The following is a 24624-nucleotide window of genomic DNA, read 5'->3' as shown; positions in this document are numbered from 1 at the left end:
TCTTACCTGCCGCATTGTCTGAATAGTTTCGATTCATATTATTGTTTGTTCAAAGAGTATTTGATATAGTTGCACAATATTTTTCTGGCCACTTCTGCTGGTCCTGACGGTTCATCCAGTTTGTCCGCAATATCCAGTGAAGAGAATATAATCTTTCCTTTTCCACAAGGGATGACACCCACAGCTGTACCTAATTCAAATGGAGTACTCCGATAAGAGCCGACTACCAACTCTTCTCCATGCATGCGGAAGCCAAATCTCTGGTCGCCATTCTTCACCACCGATTGATAAGGCCAATTCATGGCATTATTCACCGGAAGACCAGCAAATAAGGGGTGCTCTTTTACAAAATGAATTCCGCCAATCCAGTTCTTTCCTACATTATAATAACCATTATATACCGTGTTTGTATATTCGGCAACAGCTTTCATCCATGTTTCAGTGCAGCCTAGGAGAATTAAAGTAGTGCCATCTTTCTTCACACGTTCAAATAACTCCTGCGGAGCAATCACCGCCGCGCTTGGCCGGGACCACTTCAATTGTATCTGACCGGACTGATGGGTCTGACGATATACTACCCGTACCTTTACCGGCTTACCGGCTTCCATCACCACAGGTCTGTCTTGCTTCATGGGAGAATCATTATAATACTCATCAATCAGTTGTTGGTCGTCAACGTACATACGTACCCCCCGATTGGTTTCAACACCAAGTAGATATTGTCCTGATTCAGGCGGATAAATCTCCCCTTCCCATATCACAGAGAAGGGCTGGTTGGCAGGAACAGACTCATCCGGCTGTGCGCCATCCACAAAACTCCGGTTAAGCTCCATATTCGTTTTTACAGAGGCCACGATATTCATATCAGGCTCGCTAAACCAGGTAGCCTTCAGCGTAGATTCCCCCTTCTGATTTTTAAAATAAGCCGAAGGGATAACAACAGGTTCGTCCAAAGACGAACGGTTCACCACAAGCCAGTCCAGTTTACCCGCTTCGGAAGTAAAGGCAGAAAGTTCTTTTCCGGTCGCTTTTTTATAGAAAGAAGCCACTTTGTCTTTGTCACTATCTGTTCCATAATAAGCCCCATTACCTGCTAAATCAGCTACTTGCCAGTTTACAGCCACTACCTCGTCGTGTCCCTGTGCACATATCTGTTGATTGTCTGCTTTTATTTCAGCTTTTATGCGATAGGTACCTTCCTTACTGTCTACAGGAATCTCCACATTCTCCAGTAAAAGCTGACCGAACACTTCACCACCTTTGATAGTTACTTTTTCATTCCGGGTATAAACGACTTTTCCATCGGGAGCCACCATCTTTATCTCAAGCGTATGATCGCCTTTCAGATTCTTCTCATTCACGATATAGAAATCGACCGTTGCGCTGCCCGGAAGCTTTACGACCTGATTGCGCGAAGCAACGGCCACATATAGCGGCTGGTTATAGTAAGCCAATATAGAAGCATCTCCTTTAGGATTGCGATAGATGTCCACAATACCGGAATGATTATCATAAGGCATCGCTTCCCATCCATTGACCATATAGGCATCACCCAGGTTCTGCATTCTCATGCCCTCGATACGCCTTCCCTGATGTTCAAAAGACACATTGCCCATGCCACGAGTCAGTTCATCAAGAGTGCCGAAGTGGGGTGCAAGTTTCTTTTCCTGAAAGTATTCAGTAAAAGCCTTATACTGGTTTTTCCAGAAAAGACCATCCCAGCCGGTTTTACCGTTGCCCGCAATTTTATCGTTTATCAACTGAATTCGGGGAGGAGTAGAAATAGCTCCTTCTTCACCCCTCAGGTAAACTTCTGTCCGATTGTTGGTGTACATAATGTTATCCCGGGGACCTTTATAGTAATTTTCCACCCATGTTTCCGGTCCTCCGGCACGATGATTATCGAACCAACCTTTCCGGTATAGAGTTGTATCAAACGGCAACATATGTGCTTTAGAATCTTCTTCTTTATCTTCACTGCCTGCCCAACCGGATGTAAACGACATTATTCGACTAGGGTCTACGGCATGAGCTTCACGCATATCATTCATACGCTTTGCTACCAGCTCTTTATCCTGTGACAACCTGCCTCCAAACTCATTTATCAGATTAAAAATGACAAGGCTCGGATGGCTACGGTCACGGTATACCATGCGCTTCAATTTCTCATTCACAATCGTACGAATAAACGGATCATGATTAGCCGAATGGAACGAACCCGGTTCCTCATAATAGAGCAGCCCTAACTCGTCGGCCTTTTCAAGAACAATCGGACTACCAATGCAGCGATGGAAATTCAACATATTCAAGCCTAACTTTTTAGCAGTAAGAACCTGCTTTTCCGCCATCTCGGTCGTTGCAATCAGTCCCGTAACGGGGAAGTACCCCCAACTGATTGCACTTTTCAGCATCACTCGCCGACCATTCAAGCGCAAAACTGCATCCTTACCGACCCCATCCACCGTGAACCAACGGAAACCGAAAGTCTTTTTGTCTTGATCGATTATCGTCTTGCCTTTCTTAATCTGAACATTACAAGTGTATAGTTCAGGAGTGGATAAATCCCAGAGCTTGGCATCGGGAACACTGACTGGAATCGTTATCTCATGGTTTCCTGAGGGAAAAGAGGTCTTTTTCAATGTCTGCCGGAATACCACTTTGTCCGGATTGGTCTTTTCTGCTACTATAAGTTCAAGATCCTGCTTCACACTGGAAGCTGTTTCGTTCGTGAAAGATAAAATTGCATTCACCTTAGTCATTTCAGGAGTATTCTGCATATAGATATCAGAAACAAATACAGGATTCACACTCTCCAACTTTACTCTACCAATAATCCCGCTGAAACCTCTTGCTGGAGGAATATTATACTCTCCCCATTTCTGTATATCGAAGTCCTGCCAGTGAAAGTTACCTCCGGGGTTGGTTATGCGTACTGCCAGCAGTTGTTCCGTTCCCGGTTTCGCCTCATCGGTGATATCCACATGGAAGGGAGTCTCACCAATCAGATCGTAAGCCACAAGCTTACCATCAAGATAAACTTCTGCACGCATCCTGACAGATTCAAAGTAGATAATAAAACGCTTGTTCTTCTGGTCTGCCGGAATTGCAATCTTACGATACCACCAGCTGACTCCCTTAAAATGCTCCGGGCGAGGATTATCAGAAACGGTAAGATATTCCTCTACCGTACCCGGCACTTCTACCGAAACGGCATCAGGGTTTTTACTCAAAACTTGCCAGCCACCTGTGGGTTGATTCACAGGCAGCAAAGACAAATCTGTTATATCAGCCGGAAGGTAAAGACGATCGTTCTGCCAGCTCGCTTCCTTATCGAACCACAATGACCAGCCACCTCCCGTCAATGGGATGGTATGCCTTCCTTCTCCGGCATACGCCGAAAAAAGGAAAAGCATAGTAAAGAGACAAAAGAAAGACAAATGTTTTTTCATAAGTATCATATCAGTATTAAAGGGTAATATTTGTTTTCTTGCTATTTCAACAGTTCATTAATCATGTTGACCAAAAGCTTTCCTGCTATCGGGTCGGTATCAGCCTTTTCGGTACACATAGTAGAAACTGTAGCCAATCCTTTCCCATCCTTTATCTGAAGTAAAGTCAACCCGCGCATCGAATCTATTTTACGAATACGGTCTTCCGGTTTTCCACCGTCGATATAGGCATGTATCTTCATCTGTCCTGCCAGCTCTATCAGGTTTTCGTTCCGGTTTACTTTCAGGGTAGCATTACAAGCCAATGGGATTTCGCGCTTATTATTGTTGAAATAACGTAATTCCAGCACATCGATTCCATCAAATACCGGGGCGTCATTACGCTCCATATTCACAATATCACCTTCTGTCGGAATAATCCAATCTGTGATATGTTCCGGATAAACAGTCTTCGCTACCTCTTTACTATTCAGCAAAAGTAATGTGCCACCTTTCGACTGATAAGAGCGAATCATCTCCTTTTCTTCATTGGTGCATGCAGTCAGCCCTGAAATAATGCAGAGGCTTGCCTTCTGCTTGGGGGTTAGCAGTTCTTTTATAGTAGAAACTGTTTGATAGTTTATATGAAGGAAATCAAGTTTGTTCTTTATACCATCCTTGTCCAAAAGAATCACTTTGCTGCCTTCGGCGGCTATTTGGTTTATGTTCCAGTCTTTGCGGGCTAACAGCAAGTTATATTCATTTTCTGATACAGGCAAACCATTCTCGGTTAACTTCAACACTAGTTTGGCTTTCACCTTATCAGCGGGCAAGTTAGTAGGCAATTGGATATTGGGTTCAATATAGTAACGTCCGTAGTGCTTCACAGCCGGAAGTTCTTCAATCCCCCAAACCAGTTTCTTTCCGGTTTCGTCTTGTACTTCCCATCGCAACAAAGTAGGCTGTAAAGCAGTACCATTTTCACGGTCGTTTACTACATAAATACGGGTTGGCAGTTTATCTCCACCATACAGATTACGTCCCCACAGTTCAGCACTCACTAATACGGGCTGCAAAGCACGTTTCAAGGCATAATAGGTTGGATAGGGCTCGATCTTTTGATAATCGTACACCTGGCGGAACCAAGTGAGAAGAGCAAAGTGCATGATACCCGATGCCTGGTCATTGGAACGACGAAGCGCCTCTGCCAACTCTCCTGTTATGAATGCCTGTGTGGTAAGAAATGATTTAGGATCGGCGAAGTCATAACACTCGTAACCAATCAGCGATTGAGGATTCTGATGGATTAACTGATAGGAACGGGTAGGATGTCCGGTCTCATTATTAGGATATCCGGTCGACATCTCCTGACTGATAAGCGGGCGTTCGGGCATCTTAAACTTCTGCTGAAATTCTCCATTGAAGAAGCGGAAAAGCGAAAAGTCATACCAGTTGTAATAGGCGTGCATATCGTCAATGTCTCCATCATCTATGCTACTCATAAAGTCGGCACCATACTTCTCTTTTTTGCCTTTTGCCTGATAATTGGAATCGAAGCAAATGGGACGTGTAGGATCAATGCGACGCATTTCTTTTACCACGTCAGAAATCACACGGTATTTCTCTTTGGCACGTTCCAGGTCATCATCGTTGTCGTAGAATTTCATTTCATTATTCACCGTCCAGAAGAGCAGCGAAGGGTGGTTACGATATTTCTTCAACAAAGTGAGAAACTCTTCCCTCCACATTTCGATGAGTTTTGCATCGGGCAATGGGGTGGAGTGAATCATCAGCCAAGGCCAGGTGCCTTCGAAGCTAACGCCGATGCCATTTTTGTCGGCAGCACCCATCCAAAGTTTGTTCCAAGGAGTAGTGTGGGTACGAGTGACGTCTATGTTGCCGGCTTTCATCAGTTGCATAAAGGTATTGGCTAGATTCAAGTCGTTAGGGGCAAGGGCAAACGGAATATGATTGCCACCTCGCAACCAATAGCGGTTACCGTTCAGGAAGAACAGACCTTCCTTCACTTCGAAAGTACGGAAGCCTGACGTTTCTGTCAAACAGTCTAATTCAGTTCCTTTGGCAGTAACCAATCGAAACCGGAAATCGTACAGATTAGGATATTGAGGTGTCCAGAGACGAGGCTTCAACGCATTCACACTGTAGGTAAACATCTTTTCTTCACCGGCATTCAACACCAGTTTCGGCAAAGAAAGACTGCTATAAAGGACAGAGCCGGTTTCTTTGTCCACAATGTCGGTATAGAGGTCGAACTGATTCTTCTTACCATCGTGATTCTTCACAGTCAAATCGAAGGTAGCTCCTTCCAAAGTAGGCTTTATAAAGGCGTCTTCCACTTTCACAGGATTGGTGACGGTAAGTTTCACCGGTTGCCAGATACCGGCAGGCTCATCACCGTAAAATCCATGCGCTATATCTTTCAGAATATTGGTTTTCACAGCTACCTTCCCACCCTCTTGTTCACTTTCGCGAACAGAAGAATAGAAGAAATCAATAGCAGCACTACCACCCTCGGAAGAACTGTCATCTGCTTTGCGCGTCACTTTCACTGCTATCAGGTTTCTGCCGGGTTTCAGTAATTTACTTCCATCCACCTGTATTTCACCATACATGCCGATATGCGAGCCTGCCAGTTCTCCATTGATATATATCTCCGCCACCTTTGAAATGGCATCGAAAGTCAAAGTCATATTCTTGCCTTCAACTCCTGCGGGAAGTTCTATCCATTGCCGATACCAAGCGGCATTCGTTTTCCTGTAATCGAATGAATAACCTTCGCAACGGTCCGTTTCCTGTTGATAGTATGTATCTGAAACACCTTTAGGCTGAGCGCCTGTAGGCGAAGGCATAGTTTCGCCATGCAGCCAGATACGGATAGGATTCCAAAAATCAGGGACAGACATTACATGCCAATTCTTATCGTCCGTTGTTGTGGATACAGCTTTCTCTTTATCGTCCAACTGATATCCAGGCATAAACAGCCAATTGCCATCCAATGAAATATCCGTGCGCCCCTCCTTCAGTTCATTCACTTTAACAGACGAATAATTTGCTCTTGCAAGCCGACGCTTACTTTCTTTCTCCTGTGGAGTTACTGCCTTGCGGTATTCTGCCACTTTCACATTCTTCAATGCATCTTCTTCCAGCGGAGTAACAACAAGGTCGTCAAACTCTGTTTCAATCCAACCACCTCCCAAAGTGACGGGACCCGAAGGTGCTAAGTTGCCGTTTTTATCCGTTATATCCATGCGTGGTTCCTTTTCATCATTCAAGAATACGCGAATACGGCTACCACATACTTCCACCTTCAAGTTATACCAATCGCCCGGCACCGGGTGGAAGCCTAGCGGACGAACACCCATAAATTCGTCTGTACCCATATATCCCATGCGCATCAGGTATAAATCATCCTGTAATCCACCTTTAATGCCAACTACATAACGGTCGAAACGATTATTGGCACGAAATCCCGCCCAGATTTGAACTTGTTCTGCTTCTTTAGGCGCACGAGCTTTAAAAGACATTGTGTAGTTTTTCCATTCGGGCTTACCAAAGCAAGCATAAGAACCTTTTGAACGAAACACACCGTCTGCAATACTACAATCTCCCCGCCCCACTGTTTTCAGTACTTCTCCTTGAGTGGAGAAACTATTTTTCCATTCTGATTGTGCATAGCCAAAGGATGAAACCAATAGGCACGCAACAGTACAAATAGTGATATATAAATTCTTCATGATATTAAGCTTTTATTTTGCAAATGTAACCTTGCCCCATTAACAGAAAGTGAAATAAATAATTAATAAGACATTAAAAAGAGATTAATCGCAAGTAGTTTCAGCAATAATCTCCTAAAAAGAAGGAGGGCACTTATTTCGGAAACAAATACCCTCCTTACCTACCTAATTACCTACCTACTTATTTTGCTAATTCAATTTGATATCTATTTTCTTTATATCGGTAAAGTTATATTTCTTGTAAGTGTCATTACAACAAGCTCCAACTCTTACCCAATAAGTATTGGAATATTTGAAAGCCATCTTGGAAGTCAATTCAATAGACTTACCCTCATCCGTATTCACTATTTTCATAGAACTCGGTGTGTAGTTTCCATCCGATTCTGTTCCGCAATACTGTGTATGTGAAATATATAATTGTATATTATTCACGTCCGGCATGGCAGTTCCTTCTTTTGCAATCCGCTTAAACCTCACTACACACTTCAATAAATTATCAGGAGTCAGATAAGGCTCTGTCACCCATTCAACTTCCAGATAGGGGGTGACTGCAAAGTTACGTTCAGCCATTTTGCCATTCTTCAGTTCAACCGTTTCCCCTTCCGTATTGTAAGGATAGAAAGCACCTTCCAGAGGAATCATACGGTAAGTTCCGGCAAACAGCTTGGAATTGGAATACGAACCATCCTGCTTCAAATTCAGTTCTTGCGGAGTTACCACAACTGATTCATCATTGCCTGTATAACTCATTTCCGTAATCTGAATCTTCATACTTCCCTTTCCCATTGCTGTCTGGAGTGGTTTGCCGTTATGATCGACAACCTGTCCGTATACACCTGCATCGGGGGCATCATAATTATCCTTTTCGCAGGATGAAAATCCCAATACAAATACAGTAGCTAATATTACATTAAATATCTTTTTCATATCATTTCCCTTTTTCAAATTAATACTGGTCATTTTGCTCAAGCAATGGATTTATCTTACGCTCTCTATCAGGAACTTTATCATAATAGTTCTTGGTAGCAAACGTCAATGAATTATTGGCTCTTTCACATACGCGGGTATCGAAGATATACTTACCCACCGGATTGCCTGCTTCATTTACCGTTGCCCCTTTAGCAAACAAGAACGGAGATAACATTCTGCGACGATATTGATAAATCTGTGAATCGAAAGTAAACCAACGACGCAAATCCCAATAAATCTTATGCTCGAAGGCCAATTCTTTATAGCGTTCTACACGAATCTTATGTAAGCCTTCATTCGGAGCATAAATGAAAGCTCCAACACCCTGCCCACGTTCCACACCTTCACGTGAGACATTAGATAATTCAGATGGGCTGGTTAACAGCTCTGCACCAGCTCTGGCACGTATTTTATTCATGCATTCATAAGCATCTTGCTGCAAGTTGGTTCCATCTAGCGTCGATACTCCATTTTGGAACAATTCCAAAGCAGCCTCAGCCCTGTTCAACAAAATCTCGGCATAACGGATATCAATCCAGGATTGTGCGGAGCTATGTAATTGAGTTTCTGCAATCGTCCAGTTTAAGTTTAACCATTTAGCACCATGGAAACCAGTCAATGTATTGTTTGTTCCGCCATTGGCGGGACCGTCCATTCCGCTCTTGTTCAGATTTGCCCCAGTAGACGTTACATAGGGTTTCTGTTCTTTCACATTTTCGGTGGTGGTCAATACATTTGCTTTGAACCAAGCATTATTGGTATAGTTTACGGTAGTTTGTCCATCGTCCTTGATAAACTTCTCAATAGGAGTCGACGGATCGATTTCTTCCTTAATAATACCAAAGCGAATGTCTAGCTCAATACCTTTATAGGTATGTCCGGGCAGCAGCAAGGAACCTCTCAAACGGGGTTCGGCATTATCCAACAAATCTTTCACGTCATTATATACAATATAGTTGCCTTTATCATCTGTAGTTTTCAAGTATCCTGTAGTCGGATCAATGGGCAGTCCGTCAAATAGTTCCACCCAATCTAAAGTTACATTATAGCGGTCACCATAGGTAGCAGTCATACGTGGCGGGCAATAAACAGCGTCGAAGCTATGCACATAGTCGTTTTTGCTGTATTGACGGATTAAGATAGATTCATCACTTTTATCTGCATTCGAAAATACGTCACGGAAATTGGCTTCCTTATCAGTATTCCCTTCATATAGCCTATAACCACCCTCTTCTACTACCTTGGAAGCTTTGTAAGCTTGCGTAAAATAATCGTTTGCTTTATCCTGCGGAATGCCGCAGAGTTGCTTGCTTGTCTCTTTTCCCGAGAAGTTAAACTTCTGTCCGTAACGGGCAACCGAACCGGCATACAAAGCAACCCGAGACTTAAAAGCGGCTGCGACAAACTTATTATTACCACGGCCCGATACCTTTGTTATACCCAAATTGTCAATAGCATAATCCAAATCAGAAAGAATAAAATCAATGCATTCTTCATGGCTGCTACGCGCTACCCACAATTCTTTTTCATTATCTGTAAGTTCTTGGGGAGCCTCCAATATAGGTACCCCACCATAACGTTTCACCATTGCGAAATAAACATAAGCACGAATAAACTTCGCTTCCGCAATCCAAGCCTCAGCCCCCTTCAGCTTTCCTACATAAGCAGGCAGATTGGCTATCAAGGTATTTGCCTGACGAATAGTTTTATACCCCATTGACCAATATTCTTTCTGTGGAGTATAAATACCTGTCTGATTACGGTTTACGGATTCTCCTGTACTTACCATATCCCATATAATACAATTCCAGTTATAGAACCCGTTGAAGTCTCCGTCATTCGACATATTAAAATCTTCCATCGGCAATTGGCTGTATAAACCTGCCATATAGGCGGTAACACCCCCTTCATTATAAATATCTTCGGGGGACAGAATATTTTTAGGAGGGATATCCAAATCCTGGCATCCTACAAACAGACCTCCTAAAGCAACACACATTAATATATTTCTTAGCTTTTTCATACGATAATCTCCTTTTCACTTAAAATGTAATACTTGCACCAAAGTTAAATGTTCTGTTCAATGGATACATATATCCATAAAGTTCTGCCGGTCTTTCCGGATCCACACCTTTCACGCCAGTGATAGTAAACAGGTTATATCCATTCATGTAAACTCTCAAATTCTGTACACCCACAGGTGCCAACCATCTTTTCGGCAAAGTATAGCCGATTTCAGCAGTTTTCAATCGTACATATGTACCTTTCTGAATGGAGAAATCAGAGTTAGTATCGGGGGTGATACCACCATAGGCATAGAATCCCTGATTCCATTGGCAAGAAGGATCATAAGGATCTTGTTTGGGATCTACCGGACGCCATCTGTCCAAAAACATATCCAAAGCATTACCGTTAAATTGCAACGGAGCCGATAATTGTTCACCATAAGCTACATAAGACATAGCGGAACCCTGGAATGTCAAGTTCACATCAAAACCCTTCCATGAAGAGGATAATGTCAGACCAAAGTTCATCAGCGGATAATTCTTTTTATCTTGGAAATCGGCAGCCGATGCATTGGTAGCAGTTGCAATGGGGTATTTATCCATATCATCTATAGTACCGTCACCATTCCAGTCTTCATAGATATAATCGCCCGGCAAGGTTGCATTTCCTGCAAATATTGGTGAATTAACAATCTGATTCCAGGAGTCATAGCGTCCTCCGGAGCCATATCCAAACCAAATGTCATTGTATCGGTCAGTCATATTATTTCTCCAGTTATCATAGGAGTTACCCGATGGAGTACGTTCTTTATATCGCCAAAGAGAACGGGTAATCGCTACATTTCCGGTTATGCCATAGCTTACTTCATCAATACGGTTACGATGTCTCAATTCTATTTCAAGGCCTTTCGTACAGTCACTTTCCAGATTTTCTTTAGGCATTGATGCACCGAAGGTACCGGGAATCGTCGCTATGCGCGATGCCATCAAACCATCACGGTTACGTTTGAATAAATCGAAAGAGAAACCCAATAGACCATTCCACATATCGGCGTCGATACCCACATTCAATGTCTTAACCGTATACCATGTAATATTAGGATTCGCAACCGCACGGAAACCCAATGAATTGACAAATGAACCGTTGAAGAAATATCCTATCGGAGTATTATTAAATTTAGAGCCGGCTGTATTCGGATAATCATAACCGGAAATAAATTGATAAGCGGCTACAACGTCATCTCCCATTTTACCATAAGAACCACGAATCTTCAAGTTATTGACGAAAGACAGATTGTCTTTAATAAAAGATTCCTCACTTAAACGCCAGCCCAATGAAGCACTTGGAAAGAAGCCCCAACGCCCCTCAGCAGGAAACTTTGACGAGCCATCGTAGCGAAAAGCGAATTCCAGCAAATAACGTCCTTTGAAATCGTAATTGAACCTGCCAACCAATGCCTGAGAAGCACTTTCTGTCAATCCATTCGCATTGGCCGTACCAATCTGATTGGTAGAGTTACCTGCAAACAAATAAGGTAATGGAATAGAGAAGTCGCGAGCTGCACGGAAGTTATCGCCTACATTATGGGCTTCTTCAAACAGCAGCAAACCAGACACGTGATGATCTGTCGCAAAAGTATTATCATAACTTACAGAAGCCTGCCACAAAGTGGTCCATGAATTGCCATAATAACGTTCCAGATTGGTAGGTGACTGCATTGCATAGGCAGTATAAGTGTCATTGGCCGGGCTATAATTATATTCATTAAATTCTTTCTTATAGATGGTATTGTCAGCTATTGTATTATCATAACTGAACATGCCCTTCACCTTTAACCCCTTTACAAACGGAACCGTATATTCAAGTTCCATTGTTGACTGGAATATTTTGTTGGTCGTTTTATTGTAGCCGGAAACATCAGGATCAGTAGACGCCAAAAGATTCAAAGCATCAGATGACATCTTCTGGAAGTATTCCGGATTATCATTGGCATAAATCTTTTCATTGGGGCTGGCACGCCACAAAGCTTTATAAATCTCCCATGTCGGTGTATATTGGCGTTCTTTACTATCGAGAATACCATTAATCTTAATGGAGGCCTTTAAGTTCTTTGCCACATTAGCATTCAAATTCACGCGGAGATTATAACGATTATAATCCATTGCCTTTGATTTGAAGAAGCCTTCCTGATCAGTATAACCGAAGTTTACATAATAGTCCATTTTGTCACTACCGCCACTCATGGATATATTGTGTTGCTGCTGGGGAGCTGTATTACGGATTACCGCATCATACCAGTCTGTGGACTTTAATGTTCCATTCAGATAATCGGCAATCTGGTCGTCCGAGTAAGTAAGTTCCGGATTGGTAAGATTGCGCATAGACTTTTCATTGAAAAGAGTCATTCGGTCAACAGCACCTACAGGTTCTAACATCTCTGCCGGAGTCTGAATGCCATAATACATATTGTATTCTATCTTAGCTTTATTCTTCTCGCCCTTTTTGGTAGTAATCAGAACAACACCGTTTGCCGCACGTACACCGTAGATAGCTGCCGAAGCATCTTTCAATACAGAAATAGATTCTATTTCATTAGGGTCCATACGTTGGAAATCACCACGGGGAACACCATCCACTACAATCAACGGAGAGCCGAAACCACGTATATCGAACTGATTGGAAAATTCACCCGGCTCCGAAGTCTTTTGGATGACGCGTACACCGGCTATTTTACCCGTCAACATATTCTGGGTATTCTGATTCTTGGTAGCAGCCAGTTCTTCGTTATCTATCGCCGACACAGCACCAGTCAGATTCACCTTCTTCTGGGTGCCATATCCTACTACCACTACTTCGTCCAATTGCTCCGAGTCTTCTTGCAGAACAATACTGTAAGTAACCTTATTATCTAGTTTCACTTTTCTGGTTACATAACCTATATAGGAAATATCTAGCGTTGCTCCTCCGGGAACTTTAAGGCTGAAGTTTCCATCAATATCGGTAATGGTACCCAGTGATTTGTTACCAACCATTGTGACATTGGCACCAATAATCGGTTCACCTTTATCATCAACGACCTGTCCTGATATACTCCGTACGTTTTGTGCCTGTATAGGAGCAAAGACCATCAAAAACACCATCAACATACACCACCAAGTGTACTTGCCAACATTTGCAAAATTTGTTTCGCTTTTCATGTGTTTCATAAATTCACTTTTAAAATTGTTTTTCATATAAATCGCATATCCCTTGAATTAATTTAAATAAGCAGGAAGGATGCGCTAGGGCTAACTAGTATTTCTCATATTCTTTCTTATTAATGTATATTCTGACTTAGATTTCACATATTAATATATATCCCAAAACAATCTTCTTACCTGCAAAAAACTAACTTAAATACCTTCGTAATAATGCTGCGAAATTAAACCTACCAGATTAAAAATAAAGTGATATGACGCTTACCTAACGCTTAATTTTCAATTAACTTTAAATATTAATCCTAGGCTGCATTGGTTTGTAGAGCCAATCAGTGAGATTAAAGAATTAGTTCTTCAACTTGATGTTCTTTTTACCTCCTTTATATGCAATCTTGCGAGATACCGAATCCCCTTTTTCTCCCAAACAATGAATATGGAAATGCCTCACCTGCGTTTGAGATATTCCTTTGTGCGGTTCAGATATAGTTAAAACATCGTTTACATCATCCCAAGTAAAACGAATCAAGTTATATTCGCCTTTTTCGTAATTCAATGTAACTCCATCATCCTCATATAAGTCGAATGTGCCGGATGTACCTTTATATATATGTATATCCACAGGTATATCTGACTTTACATGTTTCTGCGGCGTTTGGTACATGGGGACAATGGAGCCGCTACGCACATAAATCGGAATTCGGTTTAATGGAGCCGAAGCGGTAATCGTTTCCCCTCCATGATAATATTTGTTGGTCCAGAAATCAATCCAACCGCATCCTTCCGGCAAGTATACCGAACGTTCAATCGCTCCCGCCTCCAGTACCGGGCAGACAAGAAATGCCGGACCATACATAAACTCATCTTTAAGGTTGAGTACTTTCTTATCGTATGGGAAATCAAAAGCAAGTAATCGCATGGGAGTATAATGTTCCAAAGTGACTTTACCCGTCAAAGAATAAATGTATGGATACAGTTTATAGCGTAAGTCGATAAAATCCCTACAGATAGCCTCTACTTCCGGTCCATACGCCCAAGGTTCATTAGGAGTCTTTCTATCGCCGGGATGACGCCTGCCATGGGCTCTAAAAACCGGGCAGAAAGTACCGTATTCAAACCAGCGGGCAAAAAGTTCCTGATAATCTTTATCAGCAGGATTACCACCGGAATAGCCTCCTATATCAGTCGTCCAGTAAGGAATTCCCGTTGCGGTAAAATTCAGTCCGGCAGGTATCTGGCATTTTAATTCTTCGAAGGTAGTAGGAATATCGCCGGACCAAATGGCAGTGCCTATACGTTGCTGGGAAGCCCAAGCACAACGGGTCAAGATATAAGGACGCTGGTTGGGGCGACTTTGAAGCAATCCTTCATAAAAGCCGGTACAATGCACCAATGGGTAGAGGTTACGCACCTTTCCTGCCGGACCGGCATAAGTGGTGCGAGGCAAAAACGTTGCCGTAATATCCGGTTCATCTCCATCCAGGAACCAGCCGTCGATACCCTGTTGCACCAAAGGAAGAACTTGTTTCCAATACATCTTGCGTGCTTCCGGATTGAAAGGATCATATATCGTTCCATCCAAAGCCCTCGCACCATCCAGTAGAAAGCCATTACGTTCCAGTTCTTTATAATGTTCTGTTTTAGGATTGAAAGTGGGCCACATAGTGATTACCAGTTTCGTATCATAGGCAGAGTGGAGGCTGTCGAGCATTGCCTTTACATCCGGGAATAAGTTTTCATCAAACCGATGGGAACCTGTTCCATATTTTTCCCAATAATAATAATCAACGAAGATAGTGCTCATTGAGAGGTTTCTGGCGTTCATTTTCCCTGCAATGTCCAGTATTTCCTTTTGAGTAGAGTATTTATTCCGACTTTGATGATATCCCAATGCCCAATCGGGCATCATTGGAGCGTTTCCTGTCAATGAGCGGTAAACACCTATTAATTTATCCATCGTATCACCTACAAAGAGGTAATAGTTTACTAGCTTTCCATAATCGGATGCCAGGCTCATTCCACTGGAGCTATCCATGTAAATCGTCCGGGAAGGATTATCCCAAAATAATCCCCAGCCATTAGTGGAATAAATAACCGGTACTGCCGCTTGGGTATTAAACTGAATCAATTCTCTTTTGGCATTCCTTAGATTCAACAAATTGTCCCTGAATTGTCCCAGTCCATAAAGAGCATCCTCTTTCAGTTCAAACTTACCATACGCCAGAACGGAGTCGTTTGTCATATTCATTCTGGCTTTTCCAGGTAACTCTCTCACTAAAAGCTTTCCTGAGCTATCAAACAGACTGATATATCCTTCTTTCTTATTCACATTAACCGAATAATGAGAGGTATTTAAAAATAAATCACCGTTGCGGTCTTCGACTTCAAAAGCGGCAGCTTCGGGTTGCCGGGTTACTGCATAACTCTTATTTTCCCTTATTTCCCGTTCCGAACCATACATTACATGAAGGCTTCCTGTACGGTGAGGCTGCAAATACAAGATTCCTCCTGAGGTTTGAACCCATAAAGCCTCTCCTTGCTTTTTCCAGGATAGGACAGTCTGTGCGCTTCCCTCTCCGGTCTTCGTTTCCATTGTTGCAGGACGAGCTACTTCCCGAAATTCATTACCCAGAGAAATATCGCCGACAATACCTTTGGCACCTTTTCCAGCCAACAGTTTTATCCGGTCAAAGTCAAAATCTCCTGTCAAGGAATACTCTGCATTCTCCAAATCAGGAACAGAAGCCACACTCGGATTATGGAAAATATATGCTTTATCCTGCGCATCAGAAAAGTCAATACGCACTACAATAAAAGTCGGTTCCGTCGTTGCTTTTACTTCTACAAAAAGTTTCTCTTCAAGTTTGTCCTCAAAAGCCACGCCCAAACGAGAGCTTCCTTGGGGCATCAATGCCATAAAGCTACACCAAACAGTCTTTGCCGGGTCTGGCAATTGTACCTCCCTGAATATACTCAACTCCCGTGAAAGAGCGTTTATATGCCAGCATACTTCGGGTGAAGCAACATGCGTAGCTTTCAACCCCACTTTTTCTCTCTTAACCAATGCTACGTCACCTTGCCAATTACTTTTAAAAAAAGAATGGGTCTGCGCTTGAGTAGCAAAAACAACTTCCATCAGGAATGCAAATATCAAAATTACTCTTTTCATAAATTAAATCAGTTCAAATAAAAACTAAATTTACCCGTTTATACTAATTACACATTTAATGACATACCCCACTCTCTAGTAATGAAATATATCCCAGCAATGCCCCCCAGTGATAGAATTTATCACTTCTCACCACATCATCCCCTTCGCCACTTATGGCATTATAATTCTCGAAAACATAGCCGTGAGACAACCAGGATTTCAGCAGCAGATTCTTCGATTTCTCGGCAAAGGATTGCCTTACTTCAGGAAAATTATAATTCTTCAAACCCAGATATACCAAGTAATTCAATGGTGCCCAGATTCGTCCTCTCCAATATTCATTATCCCTAAATGCCGGATCATTTCTCGGAACGGAAGGAATTACATATTCTCCCCAAAACTCATCGGGATTCAACAGGTGTTCATTTACCATTCTCTCGGCTTGTAGCTGTGTAGGAACTTTCGCCAGCAACGGATAGAAACAAGTAGGAGAAGTACGGTAATTGTATTTCATATCCCGGGTAGAACGGTTATAATAGAAGCCCGTTTCATCATCCCACAGTTGGGTCAAGTTCTTTCTGTAGCGTTCTGCACGATTCTGCAATTCATCTGCATCTTGCTTATATCCAAGTTCTCTGGCTATTCGTTCCAGATAGTCACAATCCATTACGTATAGGGAAGACATGCCTACATCATTCTGCTCCAGCAGATGTTTCTGCTTATTGAAAGGAACTCCGTCATACATAGGAGAGTTGTCCAGACCGGATTCAAGAACTGCACCATAATGACAATCGGTATCAAATTCAGATCTGAAATAAGTGACCTTCTCATAAGGATTGCTCCCCAGACACAGCAATCCTTTATCTTCCCGGTTCTGCTCCCACCATCGGTTCCATGCAAGCAATTCCTTATATACCAGTTCCAACAGCCACTTTTCCTTATATTGCCGGTAGATTGTCCAGACTGCCAACGCACCAACAGGAGGCTGTGAACGGTCTCTCGACTTAAAACCATTGCTATAATAGCAGTTAGGAACAAAGCCGCTTTCAGTGATTGCCTTGGTTATCTCGACAGCATTTGCATAAGCTAGTTCTTTATTGCCTACAGCAAGCATCATAGATGCAAAATAAGTATCCCAACAGAATAATGTAAAACCTCCGAAATCTTCACTGGCAAACCATTCAGAGCTCCATATACGGCTGACGGGAGTTATTACTTTTCTAATGCCGGGATCATAGATATTATCCCACCCCAATACACTTTGCATAGCGTTGAAGCAGTCGTAATGGGCGCCATACTTCTTCCGGTTGGAATTAACAAAAGCATTTCCACAGCTATCGACAAAGGCAACAGCAGCGTCCAGTTCCATATCCTCCCCACAACAGATAGCAGCAGTCCGGTCAAGAGATAGCAGATATTCCCTACCACTCTTCTCCAAAGATCCACCTTTTATATAAGATTTAATTTCTACGGCTTTATCACGGGAAGCCAATGTAAAATGCAAACTATCTAATAGAAGTGTATTTCCCCGTTTCCAAAGACTTTTAGGAACAATAGCCAATCGGGAACCTTTCTTACTACTGCTCAACGGTTTGATAAGAATAATATTTTTACTTCCTCGTGCCGCACTTTCTACCTGTATTTTGTGTCCTTGCCAATTAACGGTCATCTTTGTATATGTTCCGTCATAAGAATGAGGTCCCGGCTGCAATAGCGGTGCCCCTTTACCTCTATCTCCTATTCTGAACTTGTTCACCCGATTTCCCTCTACGCTTATCAGGTTCAAATCGACTGCCAAGCCATAAGGAAGATAAACATGTGTCAACACGCTACGGGTATCCCACGTATTCCATCCTTTAGCCAAATGCTTCTGTAGTTTTTCATACTGTTGCTCAGGAGTTCCCTCCGCAAACGCTTTCACAATAGGAACGGACAATCCTAATAGAATCAATGCCATCGAAAAAAAACGTCTCATAGTAATCATAGTATAAATATTCAATTAAACATTAAGAAACTTCCATGCTGCAAAATAAACAGTTGACTCTTAACAAACTTCGGAATCTCCTATTAACCAAGCATAAAAAAAGCGCTTAATCTTATAATTAAGCGCTTTTTTTATGCAATACTTTATTGAAAAGGGAGTAATTGGGCAGCTTTCCCTCAAGATCATAAGAAATAAACTTAGTTTTGAAGGTGGCACAAAGGAATCTTATATTCTTCTCCCAATGAGTCTCGATACTCCTTGCAAAAGCGGTCGTATACGCTCTTCGCAAGACCTTTCTTGCCTTGCAAATACAAAACATTGCACTTGGCAGCCAATGCCTCTTCACTTAAAGGGTCATGCAAAAATAAGATATCAGCCATGCGGAGCACCGTATCTTGATGATGTTGATGTATCTCCAACAAGTTTCGCAGCAGGTCGATGGAGAGACTGGAAAATGCATCTTTAAACTCATCCAACCAATCCACAATGGTATTTGACAACAATGGCCCATAAAGCAAGACTTCGAATATGCGGTTCAGCAACTCATTATCCCCTTGTTCTCCATTTTCCTTGAAGCTATGGATACAATCTAATGCCGTCTTATAGTCACAGAATACATCTTTTCCCCACTGAATACGTAGAAAGCCGGCATCACTAATAACTTCCATATCTCCAACTCTTTCCAGCAACACACGTAACTTGCGCAACGTAACATTCCGGTTGTTACGGCCAGCTTCTTCTTCTTTATCTGACCATAATATTTCTGTCGCCTTTTTGGTCAAAATGCCCTGACTATTTCTTTCCGTATAGAGGACTAACATAATCAGCAGGCTTTTCAGTCTCGGAGTAAATGCACCTGTAATATCGTTACCCTCTTTATCACGAACATTAAACGTGCCGAGTAATGAAATAGCCGAACGACTACGGTCAAAGAATTTTTCAACAGCCGCCATGTCCACCATCTCTTTCTCTGGGTCTTCATTCACTACAAGCGACTCATTCAGTCTAACATCACTATCTCCCGAATCGGCATGCTGATTCGCTTTCTTTCTATCATGATGCTTTATGCGATAAAGAAGTATTATAACCGCTACTACTAACAACGCTATTCCGCCCGACAACCAAGCCCAAAACGGAATAGAGTTACTATCTACATTCTGAATTATTTCATTATCATTTAATAAAGGTGTATTAATGGAATACACTGTTACATCATGGCTGCGATCGCTCAAAATCTTGTCCATCACCAAATAAAATTTCTGATGGGCAGGAGACGAGTAGAAGCTGAAGTCACAATCCTGATAAACCAAATCATTATGAATCGGCTTTGAGACCTCTGTCCAGACTGAATCATTCATGGATATTTTCCACAGAACTCCGCCAGTCTTCATGCTAACGGCATAGAACGAACTATCCGAGGGGGCGAAATACATAGAAGATGCCATCAACAACATATCCGTTGACTCCTCCTTCTTCCATAGTCTACGTGATTGCCCTGTCTTCAGGTTGATAGCACATAATTCATAATTAAAATGTGCGGTGAACTCCTGCTTGCCCTGCTTGTTCCCTCGTCCGCCAAAAATATACAATTCATCCCCTACTATGGCAGTAGCAGATGAATAACGAGGTGAAATTGCAGGAGTATAGGCAACTTCTTCAATCCTATTCTGCCCAACTTTCAACCTATAAAGATTATTGCGGTATTGATAGAATCCATATCCGCCGAATAAATAGAATGAAGAGTCCGCCGGATTGAATGTACGAGCATGGTTATAATATCGAGGTTCAGCTTGGTGCCGCTCATTCAAGCTCCACTTTCCTTCTTCGACAGACAGAACAGAAACTAGCTTCTCATGCAAAGAGTAGGAGAATATTCGTCCGGTCAATGTATCATAAACCAAATGATCCGGATATTCCATTGCCGGATATCCACCCGTTACGGGTACTTCACTCACATTACCCGTATTATCATCCAGGATTCTAATCTTATCCGGTTGTACAAAATAAAATTTCGCATCACGGGCATTGAATGCAACATCCATTCGCCCGGATACTTTTTCGGAATGTATTTTCTTCCATTCTATATGGTTATCTATTAACCAGGTTGGAAAGGATGCTAACGCTACAGCTCCTTCTACGCTATCCAAACAAATATCATCATTGTGCTTGCCCAACTCCCAGTTTCTCATCAATTTACCATCACAGATTATCTTTACATTCTTCACATCCATAGGAGCTACATCCGAAGAGAAGTAAGGCGATTTACCAAACATAACCGTTATATCCTTTGTTCCACGCAAAGGCACTACCATTGTAGTATCTTTCTTGTCGTATCTCAAGTCAATCTGATTATCCTTAATATTCAGGTGCAAAGACACCGGTATCCACTTCCCTTTTTCTATAATAGTATTTATAGCAAACATTCCTTCGTTAAAAACCAAAGCCGGAAAGTTCTTATTATTCTCTCCCGCTGCAAACACAAAATGAAGAAACTGGTTTTCGTTTGTACACAAATGAAGGATAGCTCCAAAATCAGGCTCGTTACGAACCCACATCTGGAACTCTATAATAAAATCATTCTTTACACGAAAGGGGGAATTCTCGTCAAGAGACAAAGTGGTACGCTCAGTTCCCGGCACAGAATGAGATTTAAAATGAAGACCATAGTTGGTGGAAGCTAGTGTCTCCAGACCAACCAATAAGAAAAGCCCAAACACCCATATTAACAGTTTATTTTTCATAGTAGTGCGTTAATGAACACGCCACAAAGGTATAAAAAAATCCCCTAAAACAAATAAAGGGCATGTCTTTTGGGAAAAAGAACTCGATTTAGTAAAGCTTAAAAAATAACTTGGTACATGATTCTTGATAGTATCTGTCATCCTGAACGAAGTGAAGGATCTCTTCCCTATGTATTCAGGAGAGTAGATACTTCGACTACGCTCAGGATGACAGATACTCTGCTCGTCATTATCGAATTGTTTCACTTTTAAAGTGATGCCGACTCAGAATGACAGATAGTACCAAGTTATTTTTTAAGCATTACTAAACGGATATTATGCGCAAATTAATAGCAAATTAATTACAGAAGTAATATCCCCTGACTACTTTTGTCATCAAAATACTTTTCTGTTATTAATAAAACAATATTATGAAACATCTTTCCTTTAAATGTATGAACGTAAAATGGTTCCCGGCTTTTTTACTATCAGTATCCTTTCTATTTGTAGCCTCAACACTGGAAGCGAAAATCACTCTTCCATCGGTTCTGGGAAATAACATGGTGTTACAACAACAAACCGATGTGAAGCTCTGGGGCAATGCCAAAGAAAACTCTCCGGTTAGGGTAAAGACATCGTGGAATAATAAAGTATATAAAACAATGTCCGATAATCAAGGCAAATGGTTATTGAGTGTTCCCACTCCTACAGCAGGGGGACCTTATGAAATCACTTTCAGCGACGGAGAGCCCCTGATTATAAGAAACATATTAATTGGTGAAGTATGGTTTTGCTCGGGACAATCGAATATGGAAATGCCAATGAGTGGCTTCGACCGCCAACCCACTCAAGGTACAAATGACATTATTGCCAAAGCTAAAGCTTCTAACCCTATTCGTATCTATAACACCGATTCTGAGAATGGAAAATGGGTACGCCAATTCAGCAAAACTCCGCAGGAGAACTGTAAAGGAGAATGGCTAGAGAGCACCCCTGTCAATGTATCACATACAAGCGCAACAGCTTACTTTTTCACCCGATATATTCAAGAGGTATTAGAAGTCCCGGTTGGCATTATTGTATCTTCCCTCGGAGGATCAAAAGTGGAGGCATGGATGAGTCGGGAAGCTATAACACCATTTAAAAGCATTGACCTGTCCATACTAGACAATGATGAACCTATAAAAAACATTACAGCTACCCCATGTGGGCTTTATAATGCAAAAATAGCTCCTTTCACCAACTTCACTATTAAAGGTTTTCTCTGGTATCAAGGTGAAAGTAACCGTGACAATGTCGATTTATACCGGAACCTGATGCCTGCTTTTGTAAAGGACCTCCGCAGCAAATGGAATATTGGAGAGTTTCCTTTTTACTTCGTAGAGATTGCTCCTTTCAATTATGAAGGTAGTGACGGTACTTCAGCAGCCCGTATGCGAGAAGTTCAGCAGCAAAACATGAAAGATATCCCCAATAGTGGAATGGTTACTACGTTGGACATCGGGCATCCGGTTTTTATCCATCCAACAGACAAAGAAACCGTTGGTAATCGTCTGGCACTTTGGGCACTTGCTCAAACCTATGGACAACAAGGATTTGGTTACACTACTCCCATTTATAAATCAATGGAAATATCGGACAACAAAATATATATCAATATTGACGGTGCACAACGTGGACTTTGTCCCATGTGGACTTCACTTGAAGGTTTCGAGATAGCTGGTGAAGATAAAGTTTTCTACCCGGCCTATGCGGAGATAGAAACAAAAACAACCCGACTTGCTGTATCATGTGATAAAGTACCTCATCCGGTAGCTGTTCGATATGCCTATAAGAATTATACCAAAGCAAGCATTTTCAATATTCATGGTATACCTGTAGCACCATTCAGAACAGATAACTGGTAAGTACATGATGATATCTCGCCATTTGGAAATAGGTCAGTATTTTTCATTCCGATAAAAAGTAGAGAGTAAGTTTATTATCTCAAACTTACTCTCTACTTTATTTTCTCTTATGTCTATCGAAGCACTCCCATCATCCGATAATAATTTTCTATCAACTTAATGAATATTTTATCACCTGCTCCTATCTCAATCGTTCCCGGTCCTTCGCTAGCTCCAAAGCCCCCATAAGCAGTAGAACGCATATCAGGTAGGTACACGGGCCATTGACCATCACTCCAAGTATATCCGAAGAAGAAAGGAATAACATGATTGGGTTGCATTTCACGTTTCCAATCTATCTGGAACTTAATGAAAGGCTCACCAGGAACGGCAGCAATAGCAATACGATCATTGATGGATAAAACTGAGAAGTATACATTATATTTCAATGATTTATCATGTCGGCCAATGAAATGTAAAGAGTCGGTTTTCACTTTAATCTGCGGCACATCATTAGGGTTCGGATATATTTCTTTGGCAAGCTTCACTGCTTCGATAGAAAGCAATTTACCCATGCGGTCAATCAGATCGTAGTTACTAGGACGTGGATCATCCGGTCCTGTCCGCCCACCGTCCTTAAATAACGGGGCCTGATTTCCGGCACCACCTTGAACAAACAAGCAGTAAACTTGATTATTGAAAGCTTCTTCGGTATATTTTGTAGCATATCCTACATAGTCAGCAGAAATCTCAAAATTATTCCATGCAACGTCCGGATGGCAAGCATAATTCATAAGAATAACTTTAGGATTTCCACTCATATCCTCCAATTTTATGACACCAACCGTATTATCTACCGGACCGTGAGGAATACGTTCCGGATTCACCGCTCTGTAATGATCGTCGCCCAACCATGATTCACGTGCCCGACCATCCTCACGCAGAATCAATCTATTGAAACTCAATTGAGGAAAGCTACGGTATCCTGCTGATATACGAGCCTCGAACATAGATGCAGAAGCTTGTTTCAAAGCATTAGTTATTTGCTGCTCCAGCCATTCTTCAGGTCCGGCTTCGGCAGAATGAGTGTGCTGAGGACAGAAATAAACATTCTTCAAACCGAATTGCTTCCTCAAATTTTCTGCTAATGAGATATTACTGTAGGAAATTAAATCTAAAGAGACAAATGCAATACGCGATTCTCCTGCTTCAAGAATAAGTGCTCTCGCATATAATGAATCGTGTACAGGATAGCGAGGTTTAAGCGGAGTTATATTCACTTTACTGGTACCAGCCATTAACTTGTCCGCAGCATTTGCATTTGCTACTGAGAAAAAACCAATCAACACCATTAGTGTTGCAAACCAAAAGTTGTGCATCTTCATATTTATTGTATTTATTAGATTGCCACAAAAATACTTGGATGCACTTAACAAAGAAGTTAATATAAAATTAAATCAAGATTAAATAATTGCTAATTTAATATGAGATACAGTTTTATTTGGATATAAAAGCTGTATCTCACATTAT

General features: G+C 41.8%; 10 protein-coding genes. 1 reads left to right on the top strand and 9 read right to left on the bottom strand.

Translation table 11 applies throughout. The annotated features are described in order from the left end of the window. Positions 1-38 precede the first annotated feature (38 nt). From Q1W14_RS21395 to Q1W14_RS21360, 8 genes are all read right to left on the bottom strand, one after another. Positions 39-3449 (bottom strand): PA14 domain-containing protein, encoded by a 3411-nt coding sequence (locus tag Q1W14_RS21395; RefSeq protein WP_300704858.1) that lies wholly within the window; start codon positions 3447-3449, stop codon positions 39-41. A gap of 41 nt (positions 3450-3490) precedes the next feature. Beyond that, positions 3491-7183 carry a glycoside hydrolase family 2 TIM barrel-domain containing protein gene (locus Q1W14_RS21390; protein ID WP_300704856.1) on the bottom strand — a complete coding sequence of 1231 codons (3693 nt, stop codon included), beginning with the start codon at positions 7181-7183 and terminating at the stop codon, positions 3491-3493. 189 nt (positions 7184-7372) lie between these two features. After that, on the bottom strand, positions 7373-8110 hold the full coding sequence (locus Q1W14_RS21385; protein ID WP_300704854.1) for a DUF3823 domain-containing protein: 738 nt from the start codon (positions 8108-8110) through the stop codon (positions 7373-7375). 19 nt (positions 8111-8129) lie between these two features. Further along, positions 8130-10175: a RagB/SusD family nutrient uptake outer membrane protein gene (locus tag Q1W14_RS21380; RefSeq protein ID WP_300704852.1), complete on the bottom strand. Its 2046-nt coding sequence runs from the start codon at positions 10173-10175 to the stop codon at positions 8130-8132. Between the two features lie 19 nt (positions 10176-10194). Continuing rightward, a complete protein-coding gene (locus Q1W14_RS21375) occupies positions 10195-13365 on the bottom strand; it encodes a TonB-dependent receptor (RefSeq protein ID WP_300704850.1) in 3171 nt (1056 codons plus the stop codon). A 337-nt stretch (positions 13366-13702) separates the two neighbouring features. Beyond that, positions 13703-16522 carry a TIM-barrel domain-containing protein gene (locus tag Q1W14_RS21370; RefSeq protein WP_300704849.1) on the bottom strand — a complete coding sequence of 940 codons (2820 nt, stop codon included), beginning with the start codon at positions 16520-16522 and terminating at the stop codon, positions 13703-13705. 55 nt (positions 16523-16577) lie between these two features. After that, positions 16578-18479 (bottom strand): trehalase family glycosidase, encoded by a 1902-nt coding sequence (locus tag Q1W14_RS21365; protein ID WP_300704847.1) that lies wholly within the window; start codon positions 18477-18479, stop codon positions 16578-16580. Positions 18480-18685: 206 nt separating this feature from the next. After that, the gene (locus Q1W14_RS21360; RefSeq protein ID WP_300704845.1) at positions 18686-21229 is read right to left on the bottom strand and encodes a hypothetical protein; all 2544 of its coding nucleotides are present in this window, start codon (positions 21227-21229) and stop codon (positions 18686-18688) included. Positions 21230-21639: 410 nt separating this feature from the next. Between Q1W14_RS21360 and Q1W14_RS21355 the strand changes: the two genes are divergently transcribed. Next, a complete protein-coding gene (locus tag Q1W14_RS21355) occupies positions 21640-23115 on the top strand; it encodes a sialate O-acetylesterase (RefSeq protein ID WP_300704844.1) in 1476 nt (491 codons plus the stop codon). A 113-nt stretch (positions 23116-23228) separates the two neighbouring features. Here the strand turns inward: Q1W14_RS21355 and Q1W14_RS21350 are convergent, their stop codons facing one another. Next, positions 23229-24479: a neutral/alkaline non-lysosomal ceramidase N-terminal domain-containing protein gene (locus Q1W14_RS21350; protein WP_300704842.1), complete on the bottom strand. Its 1251-nt coding sequence runs from the start codon at positions 24477-24479 to the stop codon at positions 23229-23231. Between the last annotated feature and the right edge of the window lie 145 nt (positions 24480-24624).

The sequence above is a fragment of the Bacteroides sp. genome, assembly GCF_030151085.1.
Classification (GTDB): Bacteria; Bacteroidota; Bacteroidia; order Bacteroidales; family Bacteroidaceae; genus Bacteroides.
Note: the sequence above shows the minus strand (reverse complement) of the source record. Positions and strands in the feature narration are given on the sequence as shown.

Bases quoted from the DNA above. Each gene is read 5' to 3' on its own strand.
- Q1W14_RS21395 (WP_300704858.1), bottom strand. From the start codon at position 3,449: ATGAAAAAACATTTGTCTTTCTTTTGTCTCTTTACTATGCTTTTCCTT.
- Q1W14_RS21390 (WP_300704856.1), bottom strand. From the start codon at position 7,183: ATGAAGAATTTATATATCACTATTTGTACTGTTGCGTGCCTATTGGTT.
- Q1W14_RS21385 (WP_300704854.1), bottom strand. From the start codon at position 8,110: ATGAAAAAGATATTTAATGTAATATTAGCTACTGTATTTGTATTGGGA.
- Q1W14_RS21380 (WP_300704852.1), bottom strand. From the start codon at position 10,175: ATGAAAAAGCTAAGAAATATATTAATGTGTGTTGCTTTAGGAGGTCTG.
- Q1W14_RS21375 (WP_300704850.1), bottom strand. From the start codon at position 13,365: ATGAAACACATGAAAAGCGAAACAAATTTTGCAAATGTTGGCAAGTAC.
- Q1W14_RS21370 (WP_300704849.1), bottom strand. From the start codon at position 16,522: ATGAAAAGAGTAATTTTGATATTTGCATTCCTGATGGAAGTTGTTTTT.
- Q1W14_RS21365 (WP_300704847.1), bottom strand. From the start codon at position 18,479: ATGAGACGTTTTTTTTCGATGGCATTGATTCTATTAGGATTGTCCGTT.
- Q1W14_RS21360 (WP_300704845.1), bottom strand. From the start codon at position 21,229: ATGAAAAATAAACTGTTAATATGGGTGTTTGGGCTTTTCTTATTGGTT.
- Q1W14_RS21355 (WP_300704844.1), top strand. From the start codon at position 21,640: ATGAAACATCTTTCCTTTAAATGTATGAACGTAAAATGGTTCCCGGCT.
- Q1W14_RS21350 (WP_300704842.1), bottom strand. From the start codon at position 24,479: ATGAAGATGCACAACTTTTGGTTTGCAACACTAATGGTGTTGATTGGT.